Origin of the sequence: Lentisalinibacter sediminis (genome assembly GCF_040706615.1) — a bacterium.
Lineage (GTDB): Bacteria > Pseudomonadota > Gammaproteobacteria > Steroidobacterales > Woeseiaceae > Lentisalinibacter > Lentisalinibacter sediminis.
On sequence record NZ_JAPDRF010000009.1, the window covers coordinates 163,950 to 182,492 of the forward strand.

Consider the following 18,543-nt stretch of genomic DNA (forward strand, 5'->3'; position numbering starts at 1 on the left):
ATCGAAATATCGGGCCTGAAGGCCCTCCTACAGTTGTCCGACGAATCATACACACAAAAAAAAGCCCGGCCGAAGCCGGGCTTTGAATTGCCGATCCGGAAAGCGGATCAGTAGTCGAAGTTGTAATTCGCCTGCAGGAAGTACTCACGACCATAGGCGAGGCCGGTGTAGTTGAACCAGAAGTACGGATAAGTATCGAACGTACCGTCACGGGGCGGGTTCTCATCCATAAGGTTCTGCACGACCAGGTCGATATCGAAATTGTTGTTGACCCGGTAGTTCGCCGTCAGGTTGTAGACCATCTGCGGTCCGATGCGTCCGGTCTCTCCCCAGTTCGGAACCGATCCGAGTCTTATCCCGAAGAGCGTCGTCGTGAGGTCCTTGTAACCCCAGGTCAGCGAGCCGCGGATGCGGCTGCGTTGCTGGAAGTTCTGCAGATCGTCGCGGATGTTCTCGACGGGGTCGCCAGCGAACTCCTGTACATCGTAGTCCAGGACGTGCGACCACTGGGTCTCGAACGCGAACGAGCCGAAACGATCGGTATCCCACGAGTAGCGCAGAGACGCATCGATGCCCGACGTGCCGAGGAAGGTCCGGTTGATCGGGCCGGTCTCGATGCTGATGATCCGCTCGCTGAACTCGCTGTCGCTGACAGGCGCCCGCTCGATCCGAGCGGAGACTTCCTGACACTCTGATGAGTTCGGATCGACCGACTCACCGCCGAGAGTCTCGCCGAGGCGGCAGTCCGCCTCGGTCTCGATGAGGTAACCGAGGCTGATATCGTTGACCACACCCTGCAGTTCGATCTTGTAGAAGTCGGCGGTCAGCGTCAGGTTGTCGATGGGCTCGACGACGAAACCAAAGCCCCAGGAATCCCCCTCTTCTTCCTCGAGACGGGGGTTGCCTTCACGAGCGCCCTGGATGCCGTAACCGCTCTGCGTACATTGCGAGAAAGGCGTATCGGGCTCGTCACGGCGACAGAGGAATTCATCGGTGATCGTCGTGAAGAAGCCACTGGGGTCCGCGAACACGTAATGCATGTCCGGCGCACGGAACGAGGTGGCCCGGCTCGCCCGAAGGAGGATGCGATCCGTCGGCCGGTACTCGACGCCGAGATTGTACGTCAACGCCCCGTCCACATTGGTGATGTCATCGTAATTGTCGTAGCGAGCGGCCGCGGATACCAGGAGGGTGGAGGCAACCGGGAGCCGCAGCTCGAGGCCCGCCGCGTAGCGGTCCCGCTCGCCGCCGCCACCGGAGCCCGTGAAGCCCCACCAGCCGTTGCCCGGCTCGTCCGGGTCGGCCAGCGTTCCGTCCTTCAGACGGTCGTCCAGCTGGATATCGTAGTCCTGGCTGCCCCACTCGGCGACGGCCGCGTACTGCACGGGACCGCCGGGGAGCTGCAGGCTGAACAGATCACCGGTCAGTACGGCCGTGAAGATGTCGTTCGAGGAGTCCGCCGTCGTCGTGTTGATTCCGCTCAGTTCGTTGTATTGCTCCGGCGTGATCGGCGAGAAGAAATTCACGAGATCCATATCGTGTACGGGGAATCCGGACACGACTCCCAGAGGCTGGCCGTAGAAAAAGTCGTCGACGAGCTCCTCCTTGAACAACCGGCGATCACGTTCCACATCGTATTCCGCATGGCTGTAGGTCAACTCGTACTCGACCAGGTCGCTGAAAATCGTGCCGCGTATGCCGAATGCGACATCAACCGCTTCTTCTTCGAAGCTGTTGACGATGCCCGGCGAGCCGATCTCCGACGGTTGGAAGAAACGCTGGCCGAGAACGAGGCCTCCGGTCTGCGTATTGAGGATGAGACCGCTCCCCTCGCCGTTGGTTACCCAGAGGGGGAGACCGACGTTGAATTCGGCGTCGGAGTTCCAGTAGTTGAGCGAGGCGAACAGCTCCGCCCGCGTGCTGAACTCGTAGGTGCCGTAGGTGTACGCCGAGTAGTTGTCGTCGCTGTTGCGGATCGACTGGAAGGCCTGAAGGTCCGGCTGGCCGCAGAAGAAACCACGCGAATCGCTGGTGTAGGTCAGCTCCGGAATCCCGCCGCAGTCGCCACGGCCGAGGACAGCGGGGTCGAGGAACTGCAGGCCGTCGCCGTCGATGTCAGCGGTATCCAGCGCTACGAGCGAAGGGAAGAGATTCGGCTCCTCGCCCGGCTCGAGCGTGGGGTTATCCGCCGTCGAATCCATGAAGTCGCGCTGCTTGGCGTTGATCGGGTGGCGATTGAAGGCCTCCAGAGCGTAGGAGATCGACAGCTTGTCGCGGAGGAAGCCGCCCACGATCTGCACACGTCGGGAGCTGCCTCCGCCGTCCGAGGTGCCGCCGACCCGCGCGGAGATCTCCACGTTGCTGCCGACATCCTTGCGCAGCACGATATTGATTACGCCGGCAACGGCGTCGGAGCCATAGATCGCCGATGCGCCGCCCGAAAGCAGCTCGATACGCTCGACGATGGCCGTAGGCAGTGAGCCGAGGTTCACGATATTGCTCTGGCCGTTGAACGGCAGCGGATAGTCGGTCGCGCGGCGGCCGTTCAGCAGCACGAGCAAGCGGCCAGGGCCGAGTCCGCGGAGGTCGATGGCGTTCGCATTCTGCGTGAAGCCACCCGCAAAGCTCTCGTCCTGGATGTCGCCCGAAATCTGTGTGAGCGAGGTCAGCGCCTCGTAGACAGTGGTGAAGCCTTCGCGCTGGATGTCCTCCGCCGTGATGACTGTAACTGGCGACGGTCCCTCGATTGCCGTCCGCCGGATGCGGGACCCGGTGATGACGACGCGGTCCAGTTCGGCCGCTTCTTCACCCGTGTCCTCGGAGACGAGTTCGTCCTCGCCACTCTGCGCCCATGCCGGTGTCGTTGCGATTCCACAGATGGCAAGGCAAGCAGCCAGCAATTTGCTGATGCGTCGAGCATCATCGATCATCTTCATTTTTGTTCCGCCTCCAGGAGATTACTGAAGGATGCCGCAGGGCGGCCTCCCTTTCGGATCGGATCACTCATCGCGTGATCTCTGTTGTCTTCACGAGTGTGGTACCAAGCCCACAGTACCGAAGACACTAGCAGAACTAACTAGATGGCGTCTATAAGTAAGTTTCGGCGGTTGTTGCATGTTAGCAACAACCGCCGAAACGCCGTGTAGNTCCGCCTCCAGGAGATTACTGAAGGATGCCGCAGGGCGGCCTCCCTTTCGGATCGGATCACTCATCGCGTGATCTCTGTTGTCTTCACGAGTGTGGTACCAAGCCCACAGTACCGAAGACACTAGCAGAACTAACTAGATGGCGTCTATAAGTAAGTTTCGGCGGTTGTTGCATGTTAGCAACAACCGCCGAAACGCCGTGTAGGGCAGAGAAAAGGGGGCGGCTGCGCGGGAGACAGCCGCCGCACGGGGATGGTGGAGCCTAGTCTGCGGCTGCCGTCGAACTCAACGTCGCGTTCTCCTCGGCGGCCTTCAGGTTCTCGTCCAGGAATTCGATGACACGGGAATACCAGTCGACCTGATTCTCGAACTTGCGGAAGCCGTGCCCTTCATCGTCTTTGATGATGAGTTCGTGTTCCACCTCGTGCAGCTTCAGCTGCTCCTCCATGCGCAGGGCGTGCTCGATGGTTACACGCACGTCCTGTTTGCCGTAACCCATGAGGATGGGCACACGAATCTTGTCGGCGTGGTTCACCGGTGATCTGTCGTCGAGCAATTCGCGATCCGCTTCCGGGTCGCCTACATCCCGGACCAGTTCGGGGCGCAGCAGGCGCCAGGCGGCATTGGAGTCGAACAGAAGCGGGATGTCGGTCACGCCCACGTAGTTGATCGCGCACTGATAGAGCTCGGGCGTGAACGTGGCGCCCGCCATCGCCGCATAGCCCCCATAGCTGGCCCCGTAGATGCAGATACGGTCCGGGTCCGCGATCCCCTGCTCTATGGCCCAATAGACCGCGTCGGTGAGGTCGTCCTGCATCTTCAGGCCCCACTGCTTCCGGCCGGCATTGCGGAACTCGAGGCCGTAACCTTCCGAGGAGCGGAAGTTGACCTGCAGTACCGCGTACCCTCGATTGGCCATCAGCTGGACCTCCTGGTTGAAGCCCCAGGAGTCCCTCGCCCACGGGCCGCCATGCACGTTCAGCACCATCGGAAGGTCCTTGCCGTCGCTGTCGGGCGGCAGGGTCAGATAGCCCGGCAGCACGAGTCCGTCCCGCGCCTCGATCTCCACAGGCTGCATCTCCGCGAGCGCGTCGACCGGGAGCCACTCGAAGGCAGTGGCCAGCTCTTCCATGCGATTCGTCTCGCGGTCGAAGAGATAGTACGCGGGGGGATTGCGGTCGCTCCAGGTGGCGAGCACCAGGAGATCCTCGTCTTCGGTTCTGCTCGAAATGGAGACCTTGCGATCCGGGAACGCGGCTTGCACGGACTCCATCATCCGTTCCCATTCCTCGTCGAGGAAATGGTAGCCAAGCTTCGCAGCATTGTACGTCACCATGACAGGAGCGTCCTTGGCTTCGGAGCCGACCACACCGGCCACGTCCACCTCCGGATGCTCGAATATGAGACGGCCCAACTCCTTGTTCTGGAAATTGTATTCGTAGATCGCGGCCTTGTCCCTGACACTGCCGTCGGGGTTCATATTCGAACGCACGTACATCCGGTCGCCGTCGTCGCTGATCCAGACGGGCATGAATCCCCCGTTGGATGCTTCATAGGTAACCAGCGTCTCCCACTCGGCATCCTCACCGTCGCGCCACAGGACACTGCGCTTGCCATCGCGGATGCGCAGCGCCCCTATCACATCGCCCTCGTCGCTCGTCAGATATCCCTGGATATCGCCAGGATTACGCTCGACGATCGCTGTGCGTCCGCTCAGGATGTTCAGTACCTGGACGTCCTGCACCACCTTGTTGCCATCGATACGCGGCGTGGACACGAGCACGTGACTCTTATCATCGTCCAGCCGGTTGATCACCGATGCCGTGCGGACGAAGCGGCTGCCGCCACGGATCTGCGTCTCCGCCGGCTCGATGAGCACCTTCGGCCGCGTCCCGTCCTTGTTCACGGCGAAGATGCCGAAGGATTCATTGCCATCCTTGTCCATGAAGAAGAGGATGCGCTCGTTGTTTGCCCACATATAGCCGCTGACGTCTCTGTCCTTGACGGAGGTCACCGCGCGAGCCTTGCGGGTCTCGAGATCGATCACCGCGATATTCCGGCGCTCGTTCTCGAACAGCGGTGTGACGGCAGCCAGATACTTGCCGTCCGGCGACAGCTGGAAGCTCGTGAACAGCGAGCGCTTGAAGAAGTCCTCGACCGGGATTTCTTCGACGGCCATGGCCGGCGCTGCGAGCATGAGGGCGGCGGCCAGTGCCGCGAGATATCGGCTGATCCTTTTCATATCTGCTCCTGGTGGACCTTGTTCGTACTGGAACCGTGTAGGAGGGCCTTCAGGCCCGATAACGGATCGCGGCTGAAGCTGCTTCCACATTGATTGTCGGGCCTGAAGGCCCTCCTACGTTCTTGGCTTGCGACCGATAGTAGCCAAAGAAAGTTTCCGAGGCGAGACAATGCACTTGTCAGGCGGTCGACATCGCCTCATCTGCCCGTGTTTTGGACGGCCTGACCCACATATACGCGCCGGCCGGGCTCCAGGCCGAGCTGCGCCGCTACGCCTGCATTCAGCTCCAGGACCGCGCTTACCGGTCCGCGGGAGTACACGGACTCCAGCGACAGCGGTTCGGTGTGTGCCGCCACGTTGGCGACCGTGCCGTCGGATTTCAGGAAGACCATGTCCAGCGGGATCAGGGTGTTTTTCATCCACATCGACACGCGCCGCGCGCCGGGGTACAGGAACAGCATGCCCCGGTCGTCGGGCATCGCCCGGACGTGCATGAGGCCGCGGGCCCGCTGGGAAGCGTCGAGCGCCAGCCAGACCTCGATCCGATGGCAGGCCAGGCGGCCCTCGACCGTGATGACGGCGCGCCGGAAAGCGGCATCCAGTGCCTGTACGGACGCTGCCTCCGGCGTCTCGCCGCCTGCCCGAACCGTGGCCAGCAGGAGGAGTAGCCCGAGGAGCGCGAACCGGCTCATGGCGACAGCGGATCCGTCGCGGGCGCCCAGTCGATGCGGCCGCGGAATTCGAGCTCGTCCAGGCTGATGCTGCCCCGGCCGTTCAGGGCGGGCAGGGCGGCCGTGCAGTAGACCCGGCCGGTCACGGCGCGGGTGTCTTCCGGGCCGTGCGCGGGTTCCTGCCGGATGACGTCGGCCCAGCACTGCTCGCCGCTGTTGGAGTAGAAGCGGCTGGAATGCTCGTCGATCACCGTGACGGTGGCCGCACGGCCCGTGACGGTCTCGTCCGGGTCCAGGCCGTCGATGCCGACGATGATGACCAGGTCGGCGTCCGTGGGGGCGATCCGGCGGGCGAAGCGCAGCCGGGCCCCGGCCCCCTCCGGGCGCGGCATGCCCTCGCACTCCAGGGCGTGCCCGCGCCAGTCCAGCGGCGCGTCGATGGCGCCGTACAGCCGGCCCGCGAGGTAGCCGCTGCCGTCTTCGAGGCAGGACCTCCCTGCGGCATCGGCGAGGGCCCCGGCGGTGGCGTCGGCAGGCGTGTCTTCCCCCCCACCTGCGCAGGCGGAGGCGCCCAGCAGCAGGCAGAGCACCGGCAGCAGCGAATTTTTGCCGCCGGCAGCGGTCCACAGAAGGCCGCCGGGGCGCGGGGCGGCCCGGCCGCGGCGACGGCTTTCTGATAAAGGGAATAACATGCAGCGAAAGTCCCTGTCCGGTGCGCAGGCCGATGAGGGTTTGGCGCGCGACGCCGCCAATCCTACAATGTCGCGCCCCTTCGGTGCGGAGGAAACCGTGGATCTGTACGAGAAATTCCAGGCCCTGGAGAACCATGTCAGCGGCCTGATCATCGGCCAGCAGCATCTGGTCAACCGGATGCTGATCGCCCTGCTCTGTGATGGCCACCTGCTGGTGGAGGGCGCCCCCGGCCTGGCCAAGACCCGGGCGATCAAGGTGCTGTCCCAGTCCATCGAGGGCGATTTCCATCGCCTGCAGTTCACGCCGGACCTGCTGCCCGCCGACCTCACCGGCACCGAGATCTACCGTCCCCAGGACGGCACCTTCCAGTTCCGCGCCGGGCCCCTGTTCCACAACCTCATCCTCGCGGACGAGATCAACCGGGCGCCGGCCAAGGTGCAGTCCGCCCTGCTGGAGGCGATGGAGGAACGCCAGATCACCGTCGGCAGCAAGACCTATCCGCTGCCGCCGCTGTTCATGGTGATGGCGACCCAGAACCCGATCGAGCAGGAGGGCACCTATCCACTGCCCGAGGCCCAGCTCGACCGCTTCCTGATGCACGCGGTGGTGGACTATCCGAGCGCCGAGGACGAGCGGCGCATCCTGGTGCTGAACCGGGAGGAGGCGAAGGCCCGCGCGGCGGATCCCTTCAGTCCGCCGGCCGAGCTGCCCGAGGCCGACGTGATGGCGGCCCGGGGCGAGATCCTGCGACTGCATCTGGCCGACGAGCTGGAGCGCTACATCGTGGACATCGTGCTGGCTACTCGCGACCCGGAGCGAATCGACCGTGAACTGGCGGGCGCGGTCCAGTTCGGCGCGAGCCCGCGGGCGAGCATCGCCATCGACCGCACCGCCCGCGCCCACGCCTGGCTGCGCGGCCGCGACTACGTGGGACCGGACGACATCCAGGCGGTGACGCCGGACGTGCTGCGCCACCGGGTGCTACTCAGTTACGAAGCCGAGGCCGACGGGCTGACGCCGGATGCCTTCGTCCACGGGCTGATCGCCGGCGTCGGCGTGCCCTGAGCGGAGGGAGAGACGTCAGCGGTATGGGGCAGGCATCCCGGGCAAAGACATCCCAGGCAACGGTATCCCGGCCGGCGGACGGAGATTCTCCGGTGCGGGTCACCCAGGCGGAGCTGATCCGCCTCGCCGCGCCGGCCCGCCTGCTGAGCCTCGATGCGATGCGTGCCCGCGCGCGCCGCGGCGGCCAGTACCTGTCCCACTTCAAGGGCCGCGGCATGGAGTTCGCCGAGGCCCGGCCTTACCAGGACGGCGACGACCCGCGCAACATCGACTGGCGGGTGACGGCGCGTACCGGCAAGCCGTTCACGAAGCTGTTCCGCGAGGAGCGCGAGCGCCCGGTGCTACTGTGGCTGGATCTGCGCGCGGCGATGCACTTTGCGACCCGCGGGCGGTTCAAGTCGGTGCTCGCCGCCCGCGCCGCCGCACTGCTCGCCTGGGTGGCGGCGGGGCACGGCGACCGGGTGGGCGGCTTCCTGTTCGCGGAAGGCTTCCATCGCGAGCTTCGGCCCCGGCTCGGCCGCCGGGCCGTGCTGCGATTCCTGCACGAGACGGCCGCGGCGCCGGTCTGGGAGAGGGACGACTTCGATCTGTCACAGAGCGCCGCCGCCGTGGAGTCCGCCATGGGCGGCCTGCGTCAGGTGGCCAAGACCGGCAGCCTCGTGGTGCTGTTCAGCGACTTCCGGGACTTCGGTGAGTCCGCCCGGCGCTGCCTGGCGGACATCGGCAGGCACAACGACGTGATCGTGTTCTTCCTGCACGACCCCCTGGAGGAGGCGCTGCCGCCGCCGGGCCGCTACCGCGTGCGCGACGGCCGCGGCGAGGCGACGCTGGAGACCGACAGCCGTCGGCTGCGGGAACGCTACGCCGACGAATTTCGCCGCCGTCGCGACGACATGACCGCCCTGTTCGAGCGCTACCGCATGCGCTGGGTGGACGCATCCACCGGGGACGATCCGGTGGAGCTCCTGTCCCGGGTGCTCGGCCAGCGGCCGCGCTGAGGAGGCGACGATGTCCCCCGCCGAACTGCCGCTGAGAGACATCCACCTGCCCGAACCGGTGGGCTGGTGGCCGCCGGCGCCCGGCTGGTGGGCACTGCTGGCGCTCGGGCTGGCCGGCGCGGTTGCATGGGGCTGGCTGGCGTGGCGGCGCCGGACCCGGGTGCGGCGTGCGGCGCTGGCGGAACTCAAGCGCATCGAGAAGGACTATGCAGCACACGGCGACGTCGCGCGGCTCGCCAAAGATCTCTCCACCCTGATGCGCCGCGCCGCGATCACGGCGGACGAACGCCGCCGGGTCGCCGGCCTGACCGGGAAGGAGTGGCTGGCCTGGCTCGACGGCGGTCTGTCCGGCCGGCCGTTCAGCGATGGCCCCGGGCGGTGCCTCGCCGACGCGCCGTATCGGCCGGATCCCGAGGAGCGGGTGGTCGACGCCATGGCGCTGCTCGGCCTCTGCCGCGCGCGGCTCAGAGACCTGGAGCCCGCCGAGTGACGTGGCTTGGCGACATACCGGCCTGGCTCACCGAGGTTCGCTTCGCCTGGCCGTGGCTGTTCCTGCTGCTGCCGCTGCCGCTGTTCGTGCGCTGGCTGCTGCCGCCCGCGCCGGGTGCCGACAGCGCGGCGTTGCGGGTGCCTTCCACGGCGCTGTTCCCCCGCGCGGAGGGCACCGAGCGCGGCTTCGCGCTGGGCCCGCGGCTGCTGGTGGCGGCACTGGCGTGGATGCTCCTGGTGGTCGCGGCGGTCCGCCCGCAGGTGACGGGCGAGGCACTGGAGGCCCCGGTGACCGGCCGCAACCTGATGCTGGCCGTGGATCTGTCGGGCAGCATGGAGGCCCGCGACTTCACGCTGGGCGGACGCACGGTGAACCGGCTCTCCGCCACGAAAGCGGTCGCCGGCGAGTTCATCGACCGGCGCGAGGGCGACCGCCTCGGCCTGATACTGTTCGGCGAGCGCGCCTACCTGCAGGCGCCGCTGACCTTCGATCGGGAGACGGTGAAGACACTGCTGTTCGAAGCCGTCATTGGCCTCGCCGGCGAGAAGACGGCCATCGGCGATGCCATCACACTGGCGGTGAAGCGCGTCCACGACGAGAGCGAGGGCGGCGTGGCCGAGGACGAGCAGGTGCTGGTGCTGCTGACCGACGGCGCCAATACCGCCGGCGCCATCAGCCCGCTGAAGGCCGCGGAGCTGGCCGGCCAGGTGGGACTGAAGATCTACACCATCGGCATCGGCGCCGAGACCATGGAGATACCCTCGCTGCTCGGCAACCGCATGCGCCAGGTGAATCCGTCGCTGGATCTCGACGAGGAGACCCTGACGCGGATCGCGGAGACCACCGGCGGACGCTATTTCCGCGCCACGGACACCGCCTCGCTGCAGGAGATCTATCGCATCCTGGACGAACTGGAGCCGGCGGCGACGGACGAGGGCGGGATGCGGCCGGTGGTCGACATCTTCTACTGGCCGCTCGGCGGCGCGTTCGCGCTGATGCTGGCGGGCCTGGTGCTGCGGGCGCTGTCGGGCGCATTCGCCGCGTCCCGGCCGGTCTCGCCGCAGGAGAGTCTGCCCCGTGCCGGCTGAGTTCCACTTCCTGCGCCCGCTGTGGCTGCTGGCCATTCCGGCCGTGCTGGCGCTGGCCTGGTGGCTTGCGAGCCGGCGCCTCGACGCCGGCAGCTGGCGCGCGATCATCGACGAGCGCCTGCGCCCCTACGTGCTCGACGACCGGGGCGCCACCGCCCGCGGGCGCGGGCCTTACTGGCTGGCGGCGGCCATCGGCGTGCTCGCGTCCGTAGCCCTGTCCGGGCCGGCCTGGGAGCGTCAGAAGCAGGAGCTGTACCGGGGCGGCGACTCGCTGGTGGTGGCGCTCGACCTGTCCCGCTCCATGGACGCGGCGGACGTGGCGCCCAGCCGGCTGGCACGAGCAAGGCTGAAACTCCTCGACCTGCTGGAGCGCCGGCAGGAGGGGCAGACCGCACTCATCGTCTACTCGGCCCATGCCTTCACGGTGACGCCCCTGACCGACGACGTGGACACCATCGCCGCGCTGGTCGGCAGCCTGAGCACGGACATCATGCCGAGCCGGGGCAGCGTGCCGGCGCGGGCGCTCGCAAAGGCGCGCGAGTTGCTGGAACAGGCGGGCGCGAGCCGCGGCCACGTGCTGCTGATCGGCGACGGCGCTGCAGGCGAACCGGTGAGCGCGGCAGCGACGCTGCGCGACGCAGGCTACCGGGTGTCCGTGCTGGGTGTGGGTACGGCCGAGGGCGGGCCGCTGCCGAAACCGGACGGCGGCTTCGTCACCGACCCCTCGGGCCGCATGGTGCTGCCGGCGCTGGAAGAGAGCCTGCTGCAGGAGATCGCGATCGCCGGCGGCGGCATCTATCGGCGGCTGAGCGTGGACGACGGCGACCTGGAGGCTGTGCTCGCGGCGATGGGCCCGGGCGCCCCCGGCACCCGCGCTGACGACGGACGGGAGTTCTTCACGGAACTCTGGCACGATCGGGGGCCCTGGCTGGTCCTCGCGCTGCTGCCGCTGGCCGCGCTGGCGTTCCGCCGGGGCTGGGTGCTCGTGCTCGTCGTGTTGGCGATGCCGCTGCCGCAGCCGGCCCGGGCGGCCGAGTGGCAGGATCTGTGGCTCACCCCGAATCAGCAGGCCGCACGTGCGCTGGAAGAGGGCCGGGCCGGCGAGGCGGCCGAACTCTTCGAGGACCCGGCGTGGGAGGCGAGCGCCCGTTATCGGGCGGGCGACTATGCTGCGAGCGCCGAGGCCTTCGCCGGACTGGATACCGTGGACGCCGCCTACAATCGTGGCAATGCGCTCGCCCGGCAGGGCGAGTTCGAGGCCGCGATCCAGGCCTACGAGCAGGCGCTGGCGGCCGAGCCCGACCACGAGGATGCCCGCTATAATCGCGACCTGCTGCGGCAGCTCCAGCAACAACAGCAACAGCAGCCCGGCGGCGAGGGCGAATCCGGTGACGGCCAGGACGGCCAGCAGAGCGAGGACGGCCAGCAGCAGTCCGCGGAGAATCAGCAGCAGTCGGGCGAGGAGGGCGAGTCCGCCGCGGGGCAGGACGACGAGCAGGAGGGGGAGCAGGGCGCGGACGGCAGCCGCCAGGCCGAGGCCGATGGTCAGTCCAGTCCCGCGGACGCGGAAGAGCAACAGGCCATCGAGGAACTCCGGGAGGAGATGCGCCGTGCCGCCGAAGCCGCGGAGGCGGAGGAAGGCGGCGAACAGCGCTCGCGCCGCATGGCGGCAGCCTCCGGCGACGAGCGCAGCCGGCAGGAGCAGATGCAGGCGATGGAGCAGTGGCTGCGACGGGTGCCGAACGACCCCGGCGGTCTGTTGCGACGGAAGTTCCGCGATCAGTACCAGCGCGAGGGCCGCGATCAGGACGGCAACCCGTTGTGGGCGGAACAGGAAGAGGTGCAGCCGTGGTGAGCAGGTCCGGATTCATCGCCGCAGATTCCGCCATTGCCGCGCTCGTCGGGGCAGTCGCGCTGCTGCTGCCGGCGCTCGCACTCGCCTCGGTGACGGCGAGCGTGGATCGCCGCGACGTCCGCATCAACGAGTCGTTCACGCTGACGGTGCAGGTGGGCGGGGACGTGACCGGCGAACCGGATCTGACCGTGCTGGAGGAGGATTTCGACATCCTGAGCGAGAACCGTACGTCGAGCACGACGATGGTGAACCGCCAGGTGAGCCGGTCGCGCACCTGGACGGTGTCGCTGATGGCCAAGCGCACGGGCGAGCTGACCATACCGGCGTTCACGATAGGCGGCGCTTCCAGCGAGCCCGTCACCGTCACGGTGGGAGAGATCGAGGAGGCGCCCCCCGGCGAGGCAGACATCTTTCTGGTCGCGGAGGTGGATGCGCGGGAGACCTGGGTGCAGGCCCAGGTCATCTACTCGGTGAAGATATTCGTCGGCGTGTCGTCGCGCCAGCCGCGCCTGGTGCAGCCCGCCTTCGACGGGGTGGAGGTGCTGGTGCAGCCCTTCGACGACGACCGCCGCTACGATTCGGTGATCGGCGGCCGCACCTACACGGTGCTCGAGCGCCGCTACGCGCTGTTCCCCCAGGCCAGCGGCACGCTGGAGATCGGCCGGGCCCGTTTCGAGGCGCGCCTGCTCGATCAGGGCATGCGCACCGTGCGCAAGGTGTTCACGTCGGAACCCGTGACCGTGGACGTGCAGCCGATCCCGCCGCCGCCGGCATCGCACCCGAACGCGGCCTGGCTGCCCGCCATCGACGTCAGTCTCGATGACGAATGGGAGCCGTCGAGCGGCCCCGTGACCGCCGGCGAGCCGGTGGCACGGCGCATCGAATTGCGGGCGACCGGACTGCTGGCGAATCAGCTGCCGGGGCTGGAGCTGCCCGTACCGGACGGGGTGCGCAGCTACTCCGATCAGCCGGAACTGGAAACACTCGGCGTGGACGACGGCGTGCTCGGCGTTCGCCGGGAGAGTTTCGCGCTGGTGGCCTCCGAGGCCGGCCAGGTGGGGTTCCAGGCGCTGGAGGTGCCTTGGTGGGACGCGCGGGCGGGCGAGTGGAAGATCGCCACGCTGCCGCCCCATGTGCTCGAGGTGCTGCCGGGCGCTGCTGCGCAGCCGCCGGCGCCGCCGCCCGAGATGCCCGCGGCGATGCAGCCGGCGCCCTCCGCGGCCGGGGGAGCATTCTGGTACCGGATGAGCCTGATACTGGCCGGCGGCTGGGTGCTGACGCTGATCGGCTGGTGGTACACCCATCGCACCCGGCGCGTGCGCCGGACGCCCGGGGAGGCGCCGAGATTCCGGCAGGAGGCGCGGCGGCTGAAGGCGGTGAAAGAGGCGTGCAATCGCGGCGATTCCGGCGCGGCCATCGATGCGCTGCTGGCCTGGGGAGCGATCCGCTGGCCCGATTCGCCGCCACGCTCGCTGGGCGAACTCGCGGAGCGCCTGCCGTCGGAGGCGGCGGAAGAAGTCGAGTTTCTCAACCGTTCGCGCTACGGCGGATCCACCAGCACCTGGGACGGCCGGGCACTCGGCCGGCAGCTGGAAGCGATGACCCGCGGCGGCCGGCGCGGCGCCAGCGAGGCGGACGAAGTGCTCGACCACCTGGCCTGAATCGAGGGGGCCCGGCCCGCCGGGGCCCGCGCAAGAACCGGGTGGTGCCGGCTGCCGGCCGCCACTATCCTCGCTGCCATGGCGACACCTCTCAGACAGTCCGATTACGCGCGCGTGGAGCGGGCCATCGCCTTCATGGATGCCCATTACCGGGACCGCCCGACGCTCGCGCAGATCGCAGCGGTGGCCGGCGTCAGCCCGGCCCACTTCAGTCGCCTGTTCAGCCGCTGGTCGGGGCTTTCGCCCCTGCGCTACCTGCGTCGGCTGTCGCTGGTGAGCGCCGAGGCCGACCTTCTGGCCGACGCCAGTGTGGAGGAGGCCGCCTGGGGAGCGGGCCTGTCGGGCCCGGGCCGGCTGCACGACCTGTTCGTCAGCATCGAGGCCGTGTCTCCCGGCGAGTTCAAGAGCGGCGGTGCGGGCGTGGCACTGCGGGCAGGCACCGGCGATACGCCTTTCGGTCGCGCCTTCCTCGCCCGCAGCTCCCGGGGCATCGTGGAGCTCGGCTTCGCCGGCGAACGGCCCGAGGCAGAGCTGCTGGCGGAGCTCGCCGAGGCCTGGCCCGGCGCGCGCATTACCCGCGACCCGGAGGCCGGCGCCGTGCTCGACCAGATCTTCCGCGGCGGCGCGGGCGAACACGTGCTGCACGTCCGCGGGACCAACTTCCAGCACCAGGTCTGGCGCGCCCTGCTCGCCGTCCCACCCGGTGAGACCACCGACTATGCGGAACTCGCCGCCCGGGCCGGCCGCCCGGGGGCGTCCCGGGCGGCCGGCAATGCGGTCGGCGCCAATCCGGTCGCCTGGCTGATCCCCTGCCACCGTGTGCTGCGGCGCAACGGCACACTGGGCGGCTATCGCTGGGGCCCGGATCGCAAGCGAGCCATGCTGGCGTGGGAGCGCTGCCGACCGTCATCGGAGGCCGCCGCGGTCTGACTGCCGCGCGGCCCGGTGGTATCCTGCGCGGCCTCTTTCCGCCGCCGCCGGTCCGTTAATGACCCTGCCGCACATCGCGCTCGTCCTCGCCGTCAATCTCGTCTTCGGCTTCAACCTGGTGGCGGCCAAATTCGTCATGGAGCAGCTGCCGCCGCTCGCGTTCGCCTCACTGCGTTTCCTGCTCCTGTTCCTGGTGCTGTTTCCGGTGCTGAAGATCATCCGCGGGCGCATGCTGCTCATCACGGGCGTGGCGCTCAGCATGGGCGCGCTCCACTTCACACTGATCTACCAGGGGCTGGCGCTGGCCGACGACGTCTCCACCGTGGCCATCGCGCTGCAGCTCGCGGTGCCGTTCTCCACCGTGCTGTCGATCATCTTCCTCGGCGAGCAGGTGCGCTGGAAACGCTGGACCGGCATCGCGCTATCGTTCGCCGGCGTGTTGATCATCGGCTTCGATCCCCGGGTGCTCGGCTATCTGCCCGCGTTGGCCTTCGTGATCGCCGGTGCCCTCATGGCGGCCAGCGGCATGCTGCTGATGAAGAAGCTGGAGGGCGTGAGCGTCTTCGAGCTGCAGGGCTGGCTCGCGACCATCTCCTGGCCGCTGCTGGCGGCGGCCTCCTTCGGCCTGGAGGACAACCAGGCGGCGGCTATTGCCGGCGTGGACACGATGGGTTGGGCTGCGGTCGGCTTCTCCGCCATCGGCGCCAGCCTGTTCGGCCACGGCGCCACCTACTACCTGGTGCAACGCTACGACGTCTCGCTGATCTCGCCGCTGATGCTCATGTCGACCCTGTTCGGCGTGATATTCGGCGTGCTGCTGCTGGATGACCAGCTCACGCTCAGGATCGTCCTCGGCGGTCTGCTGACGCTGGGCGGCGTGCTGCTGATCACGCTGCGCTCGCCCTCCCAGCCTGCGTCGGCGGCGCTGGACCAGCCGAGCGTCGCCGGCTCGAAGCACCGGTAGGAGGGCCTTCAGGCCCGATCCGGCCGTGCCAGGCCCCGTTCTATTGTGGCCGCCCTGCGGGGGTATCCATCTTGCTCCCGACAAAAGGCCGCGGCGATGGATACCCCCGCATGACGGCCGTGCTCCCGGTGGCGGGCCAACGCCAAGAGGAGGACCTATCGGCAAAGCAGAGCAGGTCGGGCCTGAAGGCCCTCCTACATGGGGTTACCAGTGGCCCGTGTTGCCCATCGACGCCCAGGGTTCCTCCGACGGCAGCGCGTCGCCTTTCTGCAGCAGTTCGATGGAGATGTTGTCCGGCGAGCGCACGAAGGCCATGCGGCCGTCGCGGGGCGGGCGGTTGATGGTGACGCCGGCGTCCATGAGCTCGCGGCAGGTGTCGTAGATGTTCTCCACCTGGTAGGCGACGTGGCCGAAATTGCGGCCCTCGCCGTATTCCTCCGGGTCCCAGTTGAAGGTGAGCTCGAGCGGGCAGTCCTCGTTCCCGGGCGGTGCGACGAACACCAGCGTGAATCGGCCCTGTTCGCTGTCGTGGCGCCGGATCTCGCGCATGCCGAGCTTGTTGCAGTAGAAGTCCAGCGATTCGTCGAGATCGCTGACGCGTACCATGGTGTGCAGGTATTTCATCGTCACCCCGGCGGTCACTTGTGAAACGGTGAGCGGAACACCCATTATAGCGGGCCACGCGGCGAGGCTCGCCGCGAATCATCGATCGGATCCGGAACCCATGCTGAGCAGTATCCGTGCACTCACCATCGACCTCGACGACACCCTCTGGGACGTGGCGCCGGTGATCCGCCGTGCCGAAGAGAAACTCGGCGAATGGTTGGCCAGCCGGTATCCGCGCATCCCCGAGCGGTACACGCCGGCGGACATGCTGGCGCTGCGCAAGGAGATCGTGGCAGCCAACCCGGAGCAGGCCCACGACTTCCGTTTCCTGCGTCGCGCGGTCATGCGCGAGATGGCGCTGGCGGTCGGCTATGCGGAGACGCTCGCGGAGGAGGCGTTCGAGGTGTTCGACCGCCACCGTAACGAGGTGGAGTTCTTCGACGACGTGCTGCCGGCGCTTGAGCGTCTGCATCCCCGGTATCGGCTGGTGGCCGTCACCAATGGCAATGCGGACCTGCAGCGCATCGGCGTCGGCCATCTGTTCCACGGTATCGTGACGGCAGTGTCGGCGGGGGCGCCGAAACCTCACCCGCAGATCTTCGCGCAGGCCATGCAGCACGCGCGCAGCGAACCGGCCGAGGTGCTGCATGTGGGCGATCACCCCGACCACGATATCGAGGGCGCGCGCCGGGCAGGCATGCTGACGGTCTGGGTGAACCGCCGGGGGGAGCCATGGCCGGAGTCGCTGGAGCCGCCTCACGCGGAGGTGCCGGACTTCGGCGCCCTGCTGGACCTGCTGGGGACCGACTGAGCGCGGGCCGTGATGCGCCCCGTCATCATCTTCGTCCCCGGCATGAAGCCCAAGCCGGAGCCCGAGCGCCATCGTCAGCAGATCTGGCGCACCATGCTCGAGGGCGTGCGCCGGGCCGACGGGGACGTCGCCGATGCCATGTCCGATTGCGGCGACTGCCTGACCCTGGCCGACTGGACCTGGGTCTTCTACAACAGCCGCGCCGACATCGAGCCGGATCTGGCCGCCATCGAGGAATTGCTGGCGAAGCCCGGCCCCACTGACGAGGACGCCGCCGAGGCACGGTCCTGGGGCAAGCGGCTGAAGCGTTTCGCCTATATCCTGGGCGATCTGCTGCCTTTCCTGATCCCCCACCTCGCGGACGAGCGCATGCAGGTGACGCTACAGGACGTGCGTCGGTATCTGCACGACGTCAGAGAGATCGGCCGGCGCGTGCGGCGCCGGCTGGAGATGCGTCTGGATGCGGCGTGGCGGGAGGGCCGCCCGGTGCTGCTGATCGGCCACTCTCTTGGTTCCGTGATCGCCTGGGATGCCCTGTGGGAACTCTCACGCGTCGACGGGCATCCCGGCAGAGTGGATCTTTTCCTCACCCTCGGCAGCCCGCTCGGCCAGCGCTTCGTGCAGCATCGGCTGAAGGGCCGGGACGCTGACGGGACCGAGCGCTATCCGGACAATATCCGCCGCTGGGTGAACGTGGCGGCCATCGGCGAACTCACGGCGCTGGACCGCTCGTTCCGCCGCGATTACCGGGAGATGTTGGCCGCGGGGCTGATCGAGGACATCGAGGACTACGAGGTCCTGAACTTCTTCCGCAAGGACGGCGAGCTGAACGTGCACAGCGAATACGGCTACCTGGTCAACCGCACCACCGGCGGTGTGATCGCCGACTGGTGGCGCTCCGCAACGTCCACGTAGGAGGGCCTTCAGGCCCGATCAATCGCGGCTGAAGCCGCTCCTAATATTGTCTATCGGCTCCAGTCGGCCCGGACGACCCCGCGACCCTTGCCTACCCGCTGACGAGCCCGTAGCCGAGAAGCTTGGCACCAGTCAGCAGGCGCTCCTGACTGTCAGCTCCGTCACGCCACCGCGAAGCGGCCGTCATGCCGGGGTATCCATCGCCGCGACCTTTTGTCGGGAGCAAGATGGATACCCCGGCACGGCGGCCACAAGAGAAGGGGAGCCGGTCGGAAGAGATCGGGCCTGAAGGCCCTTGTATGGTAGTCGGCGCCTGAAATCAGGAAGATGAAAGGCGCCGGGATGGGAGGGACACAAGGCCCTTCTGACCTGTCGGTACAGACTGTAGGAGACCTCGTCCCCATCCCC

At 67.7% G+C, this 18,543-nt stretch carries 15 protein-coding genes; 10 read left to right on the plus strand and 5 right to left on the minus strand.

The window, feature by feature from the left end:
* Positions 1–107: 107 nt before the first annotated feature.
* The 4 genes from ACJMKX_RS17805 to ACJMKX_RS17820 form a co-directional block, all read right to left on the minus strand.
* On the minus strand, positions 108–2,936 hold the full coding sequence (locus ACJMKX_RS17805) for a TonB-dependent receptor domain-containing protein (protein ID WP_405228368.1): 2,829 nt from the start codon (positions 2,934–2,936) through the stop codon (positions 108–110).
* 472 nt (positions 2,937–3,408) lie between these two features.
* Positions 3,409–5,388 carry a S9 family peptidase gene (locus tag ACJMKX_RS17810; RefSeq protein WP_405228370.1) on the minus strand — a complete coding sequence of 660 codons (1,980 nt, stop codon included), beginning with the start codon at positions 5,386–5,388 and terminating at the stop codon, positions 3,409–3,411.
* A 197-nt stretch (positions 5,389–5,585) separates the two neighbouring features.
* The gene (locus tag ACJMKX_RS17815; protein ID WP_405228372.1) at positions 5,586–6,080 is read right to left on the minus strand and encodes a DUF192 domain-containing protein; all 495 of its coding nucleotides are present in this window, start codon (positions 6,078–6,080) and stop codon (positions 5,586–5,588) included.
* The gene (locus ACJMKX_RS17820; RefSeq protein ID WP_405228373.1) at positions 6,077–6,751 is read right to left on the minus strand and encodes a hypothetical protein; all 675 of its coding nucleotides are present in this window, start codon (positions 6,749–6,751) and stop codon (positions 6,077–6,079) included. Before ACJMKX_RS17820 ends, ACJMKX_RS17815 begins: the two co-directional genes overlap by 4 nt.
* A gap of 67 nt (positions 6,752–6,818) precedes the next feature.
* Here ACJMKX_RS17820 and ACJMKX_RS17825 point away from each other — a divergent pair, with 67 nt between their 5' ends.
* From ACJMKX_RS17825 to ACJMKX_RS17860, 8 genes are all read left to right on the plus strand, one after another.
* Positions 6,819–7,817, plus strand: a complete 999-nt coding sequence (locus ACJMKX_RS17825; protein WP_405228404.1) for an AAA family ATPase — start codon at positions 6,819–6,821, stop codon at positions 7,815–7,817.
* Between the two features lie 92 nt (positions 7,818–7,909).
* Complete coding sequence (locus ACJMKX_RS17830; protein ID WP_405228375.1) at positions 7,910–8,815, plus strand: DUF58 domain-containing protein; 906 nt, start codon at positions 7,910–7,912, stop codon at positions 8,813–8,815.
* 10 nt (positions 8,816–8,825) lie between these two features.
* A complete protein-coding gene (locus ACJMKX_RS17835; RefSeq protein ID WP_405228377.1) occupies positions 8,826–9,305 on the plus strand; it encodes a DUF4381 domain-containing protein in 480 nt (159 codons plus the stop codon).
* Entirely contained in the window at positions 9,302–10,393 is a 1,092-nt protein-coding gene (locus ACJMKX_RS17840; RefSeq protein ID WP_405228378.1) for a vWA domain-containing protein, read from the plus strand. Before ACJMKX_RS17835 ends, ACJMKX_RS17840 begins: the two co-directional genes overlap by 4 nt.
* Positions 10,383–12,248, plus strand: coding sequence for a VWA domain-containing protein (locus tag ACJMKX_RS17845; protein ID WP_405228381.1), 1,866 nt, complete (start codon positions 10,383–10,385; stop codon positions 12,246–12,248). The genes ACJMKX_RS17840 and ACJMKX_RS17845 overlap by 11 nt, the downstream gene beginning before the upstream one ends.
* A complete protein-coding gene (locus tag ACJMKX_RS17850) occupies positions 12,245–13,909 on the plus strand; it encodes a BatD family protein (RefSeq protein ID WP_405228382.1) in 1,665 nt (554 codons plus the stop codon). Before ACJMKX_RS17845 ends, ACJMKX_RS17850 begins: the two co-directional genes overlap by 4 nt.
* A 78-nt stretch (positions 13,910–13,987) precedes the next feature.
* Positions 13,988–14,839 (plus strand): methylated-DNA--[protein]-cysteine S-methyltransferase, encoded by an 852-nt coding sequence (locus ACJMKX_RS17855; RefSeq protein ID WP_405228384.1) that lies wholly within the window; start codon positions 13,988–13,990, stop codon positions 14,837–14,839.
* 58 nt (positions 14,840–14,897) lie between these two features.
* The gene (locus tag ACJMKX_RS17860; RefSeq protein ID WP_405228385.1) at positions 14,898–15,803 is read left to right on the plus strand and encodes a DMT family transporter; all 906 of its coding nucleotides are present in this window, start codon (positions 14,898–14,900) and stop codon (positions 15,801–15,803) included.
* A gap of 204 nt (positions 15,804–16,007) precedes the next feature.
* Here ACJMKX_RS17860 and ACJMKX_RS17865 read toward each other — a convergent pair whose 3' ends face one another.
* Entirely contained in the window at positions 16,008–16,427 is a 420-nt protein-coding gene (locus ACJMKX_RS17865) for a VOC family protein (RefSeq protein ID WP_405228387.1), read from the minus strand.
* Positions 16,428–16,527: 100 nt separating this feature from the next.
* Here ACJMKX_RS17865 and ACJMKX_RS17870 point away from each other — a divergent pair, with 100 nt between their 5' ends.
* Both ACJMKX_RS17870 and ACJMKX_RS17875 read left to right on the plus strand, forming a co-directional pair.
* On the plus strand, positions 16,528–17,220 hold the full coding sequence (locus ACJMKX_RS17870) for an HAD family hydrolase (RefSeq protein WP_405228389.1): 693 nt from the start codon (positions 16,528–16,530) through the stop codon (positions 17,218–17,220).
* A gap of 9 nt (positions 17,221–17,229) precedes the next feature.
* Positions 17,230–18,135 carry a lipase family protein gene (locus ACJMKX_RS17875; RefSeq protein WP_405228392.1) on the plus strand — a complete coding sequence of 302 codons (906 nt, stop codon included), beginning with the start codon at positions 17,230–17,232 and terminating at the stop codon, positions 18,133–18,135.
* Positions 18,136–18,543 lie beyond the last annotated feature (408 nt).

Coding starts and splice junctions, on each gene's coding strand:
- ACJMKX_RS17815 (WP_405228372.1), bottom strand. CDS start 6,080: ATGAGCCGGTTCGCGCTCCTCGGGCTACTCCTCCTGCTGGCCACGGTT.
- ACJMKX_RS17855 (WP_405228384.1), top strand. CDS start 13,988: ATGGCGACACCTCTCAGACAGTCCGATTACGCGCGCGTGGAGCGGGCC.
- ACJMKX_RS17820 (WP_405228373.1), bottom strand. CDS start 6,751: ATGTTATTCCCTTTATCAGAAAGCCGTCGCCGCGGCCGGGCCGCCCCG.
- ACJMKX_RS17860 (WP_405228385.1), top strand. CDS start 14,898: ATGACCCTGCCGCACATCGCGCTCGTCCTCGCCGTCAATCTCGTCTTC.
- ACJMKX_RS17870 (WP_405228389.1), top strand. CDS start 16,528: ATGCTGAGCAGTATCCGTGCACTCACCATCGACCTCGACGACACCCTC.
- ACJMKX_RS17805 (WP_405228368.1), bottom strand. CDS start 2,936: ATGAAGATGATCGATGATGCTCGACGCATCAGCAAATTGCTGGCTGCT.
- ACJMKX_RS17835 (WP_405228377.1), top strand. CDS start 8,826: ATGTCCCCCGCCGAACTGCCGCTGAGAGACATCCACCTGCCCGAACCG.
- ACJMKX_RS17810 (WP_405228370.1), bottom strand. CDS start 5,388: ATGAAAAGGATCAGCCGATATCTCGCGGCACTGGCCGCCGCCCTCATG.
- ACJMKX_RS17825 (WP_405228404.1), top strand. CDS start 6,819: ATGTCGCGCCCCTTCGGTGCGGAGGAAACCGTGGATCTGTACGAGAAA.
- ACJMKX_RS17865 (WP_405228387.1), bottom strand. CDS start 16,427: ATGAAATACCTGCACACCATGGTACGCGTCAGCGATCTCGACGAATCG.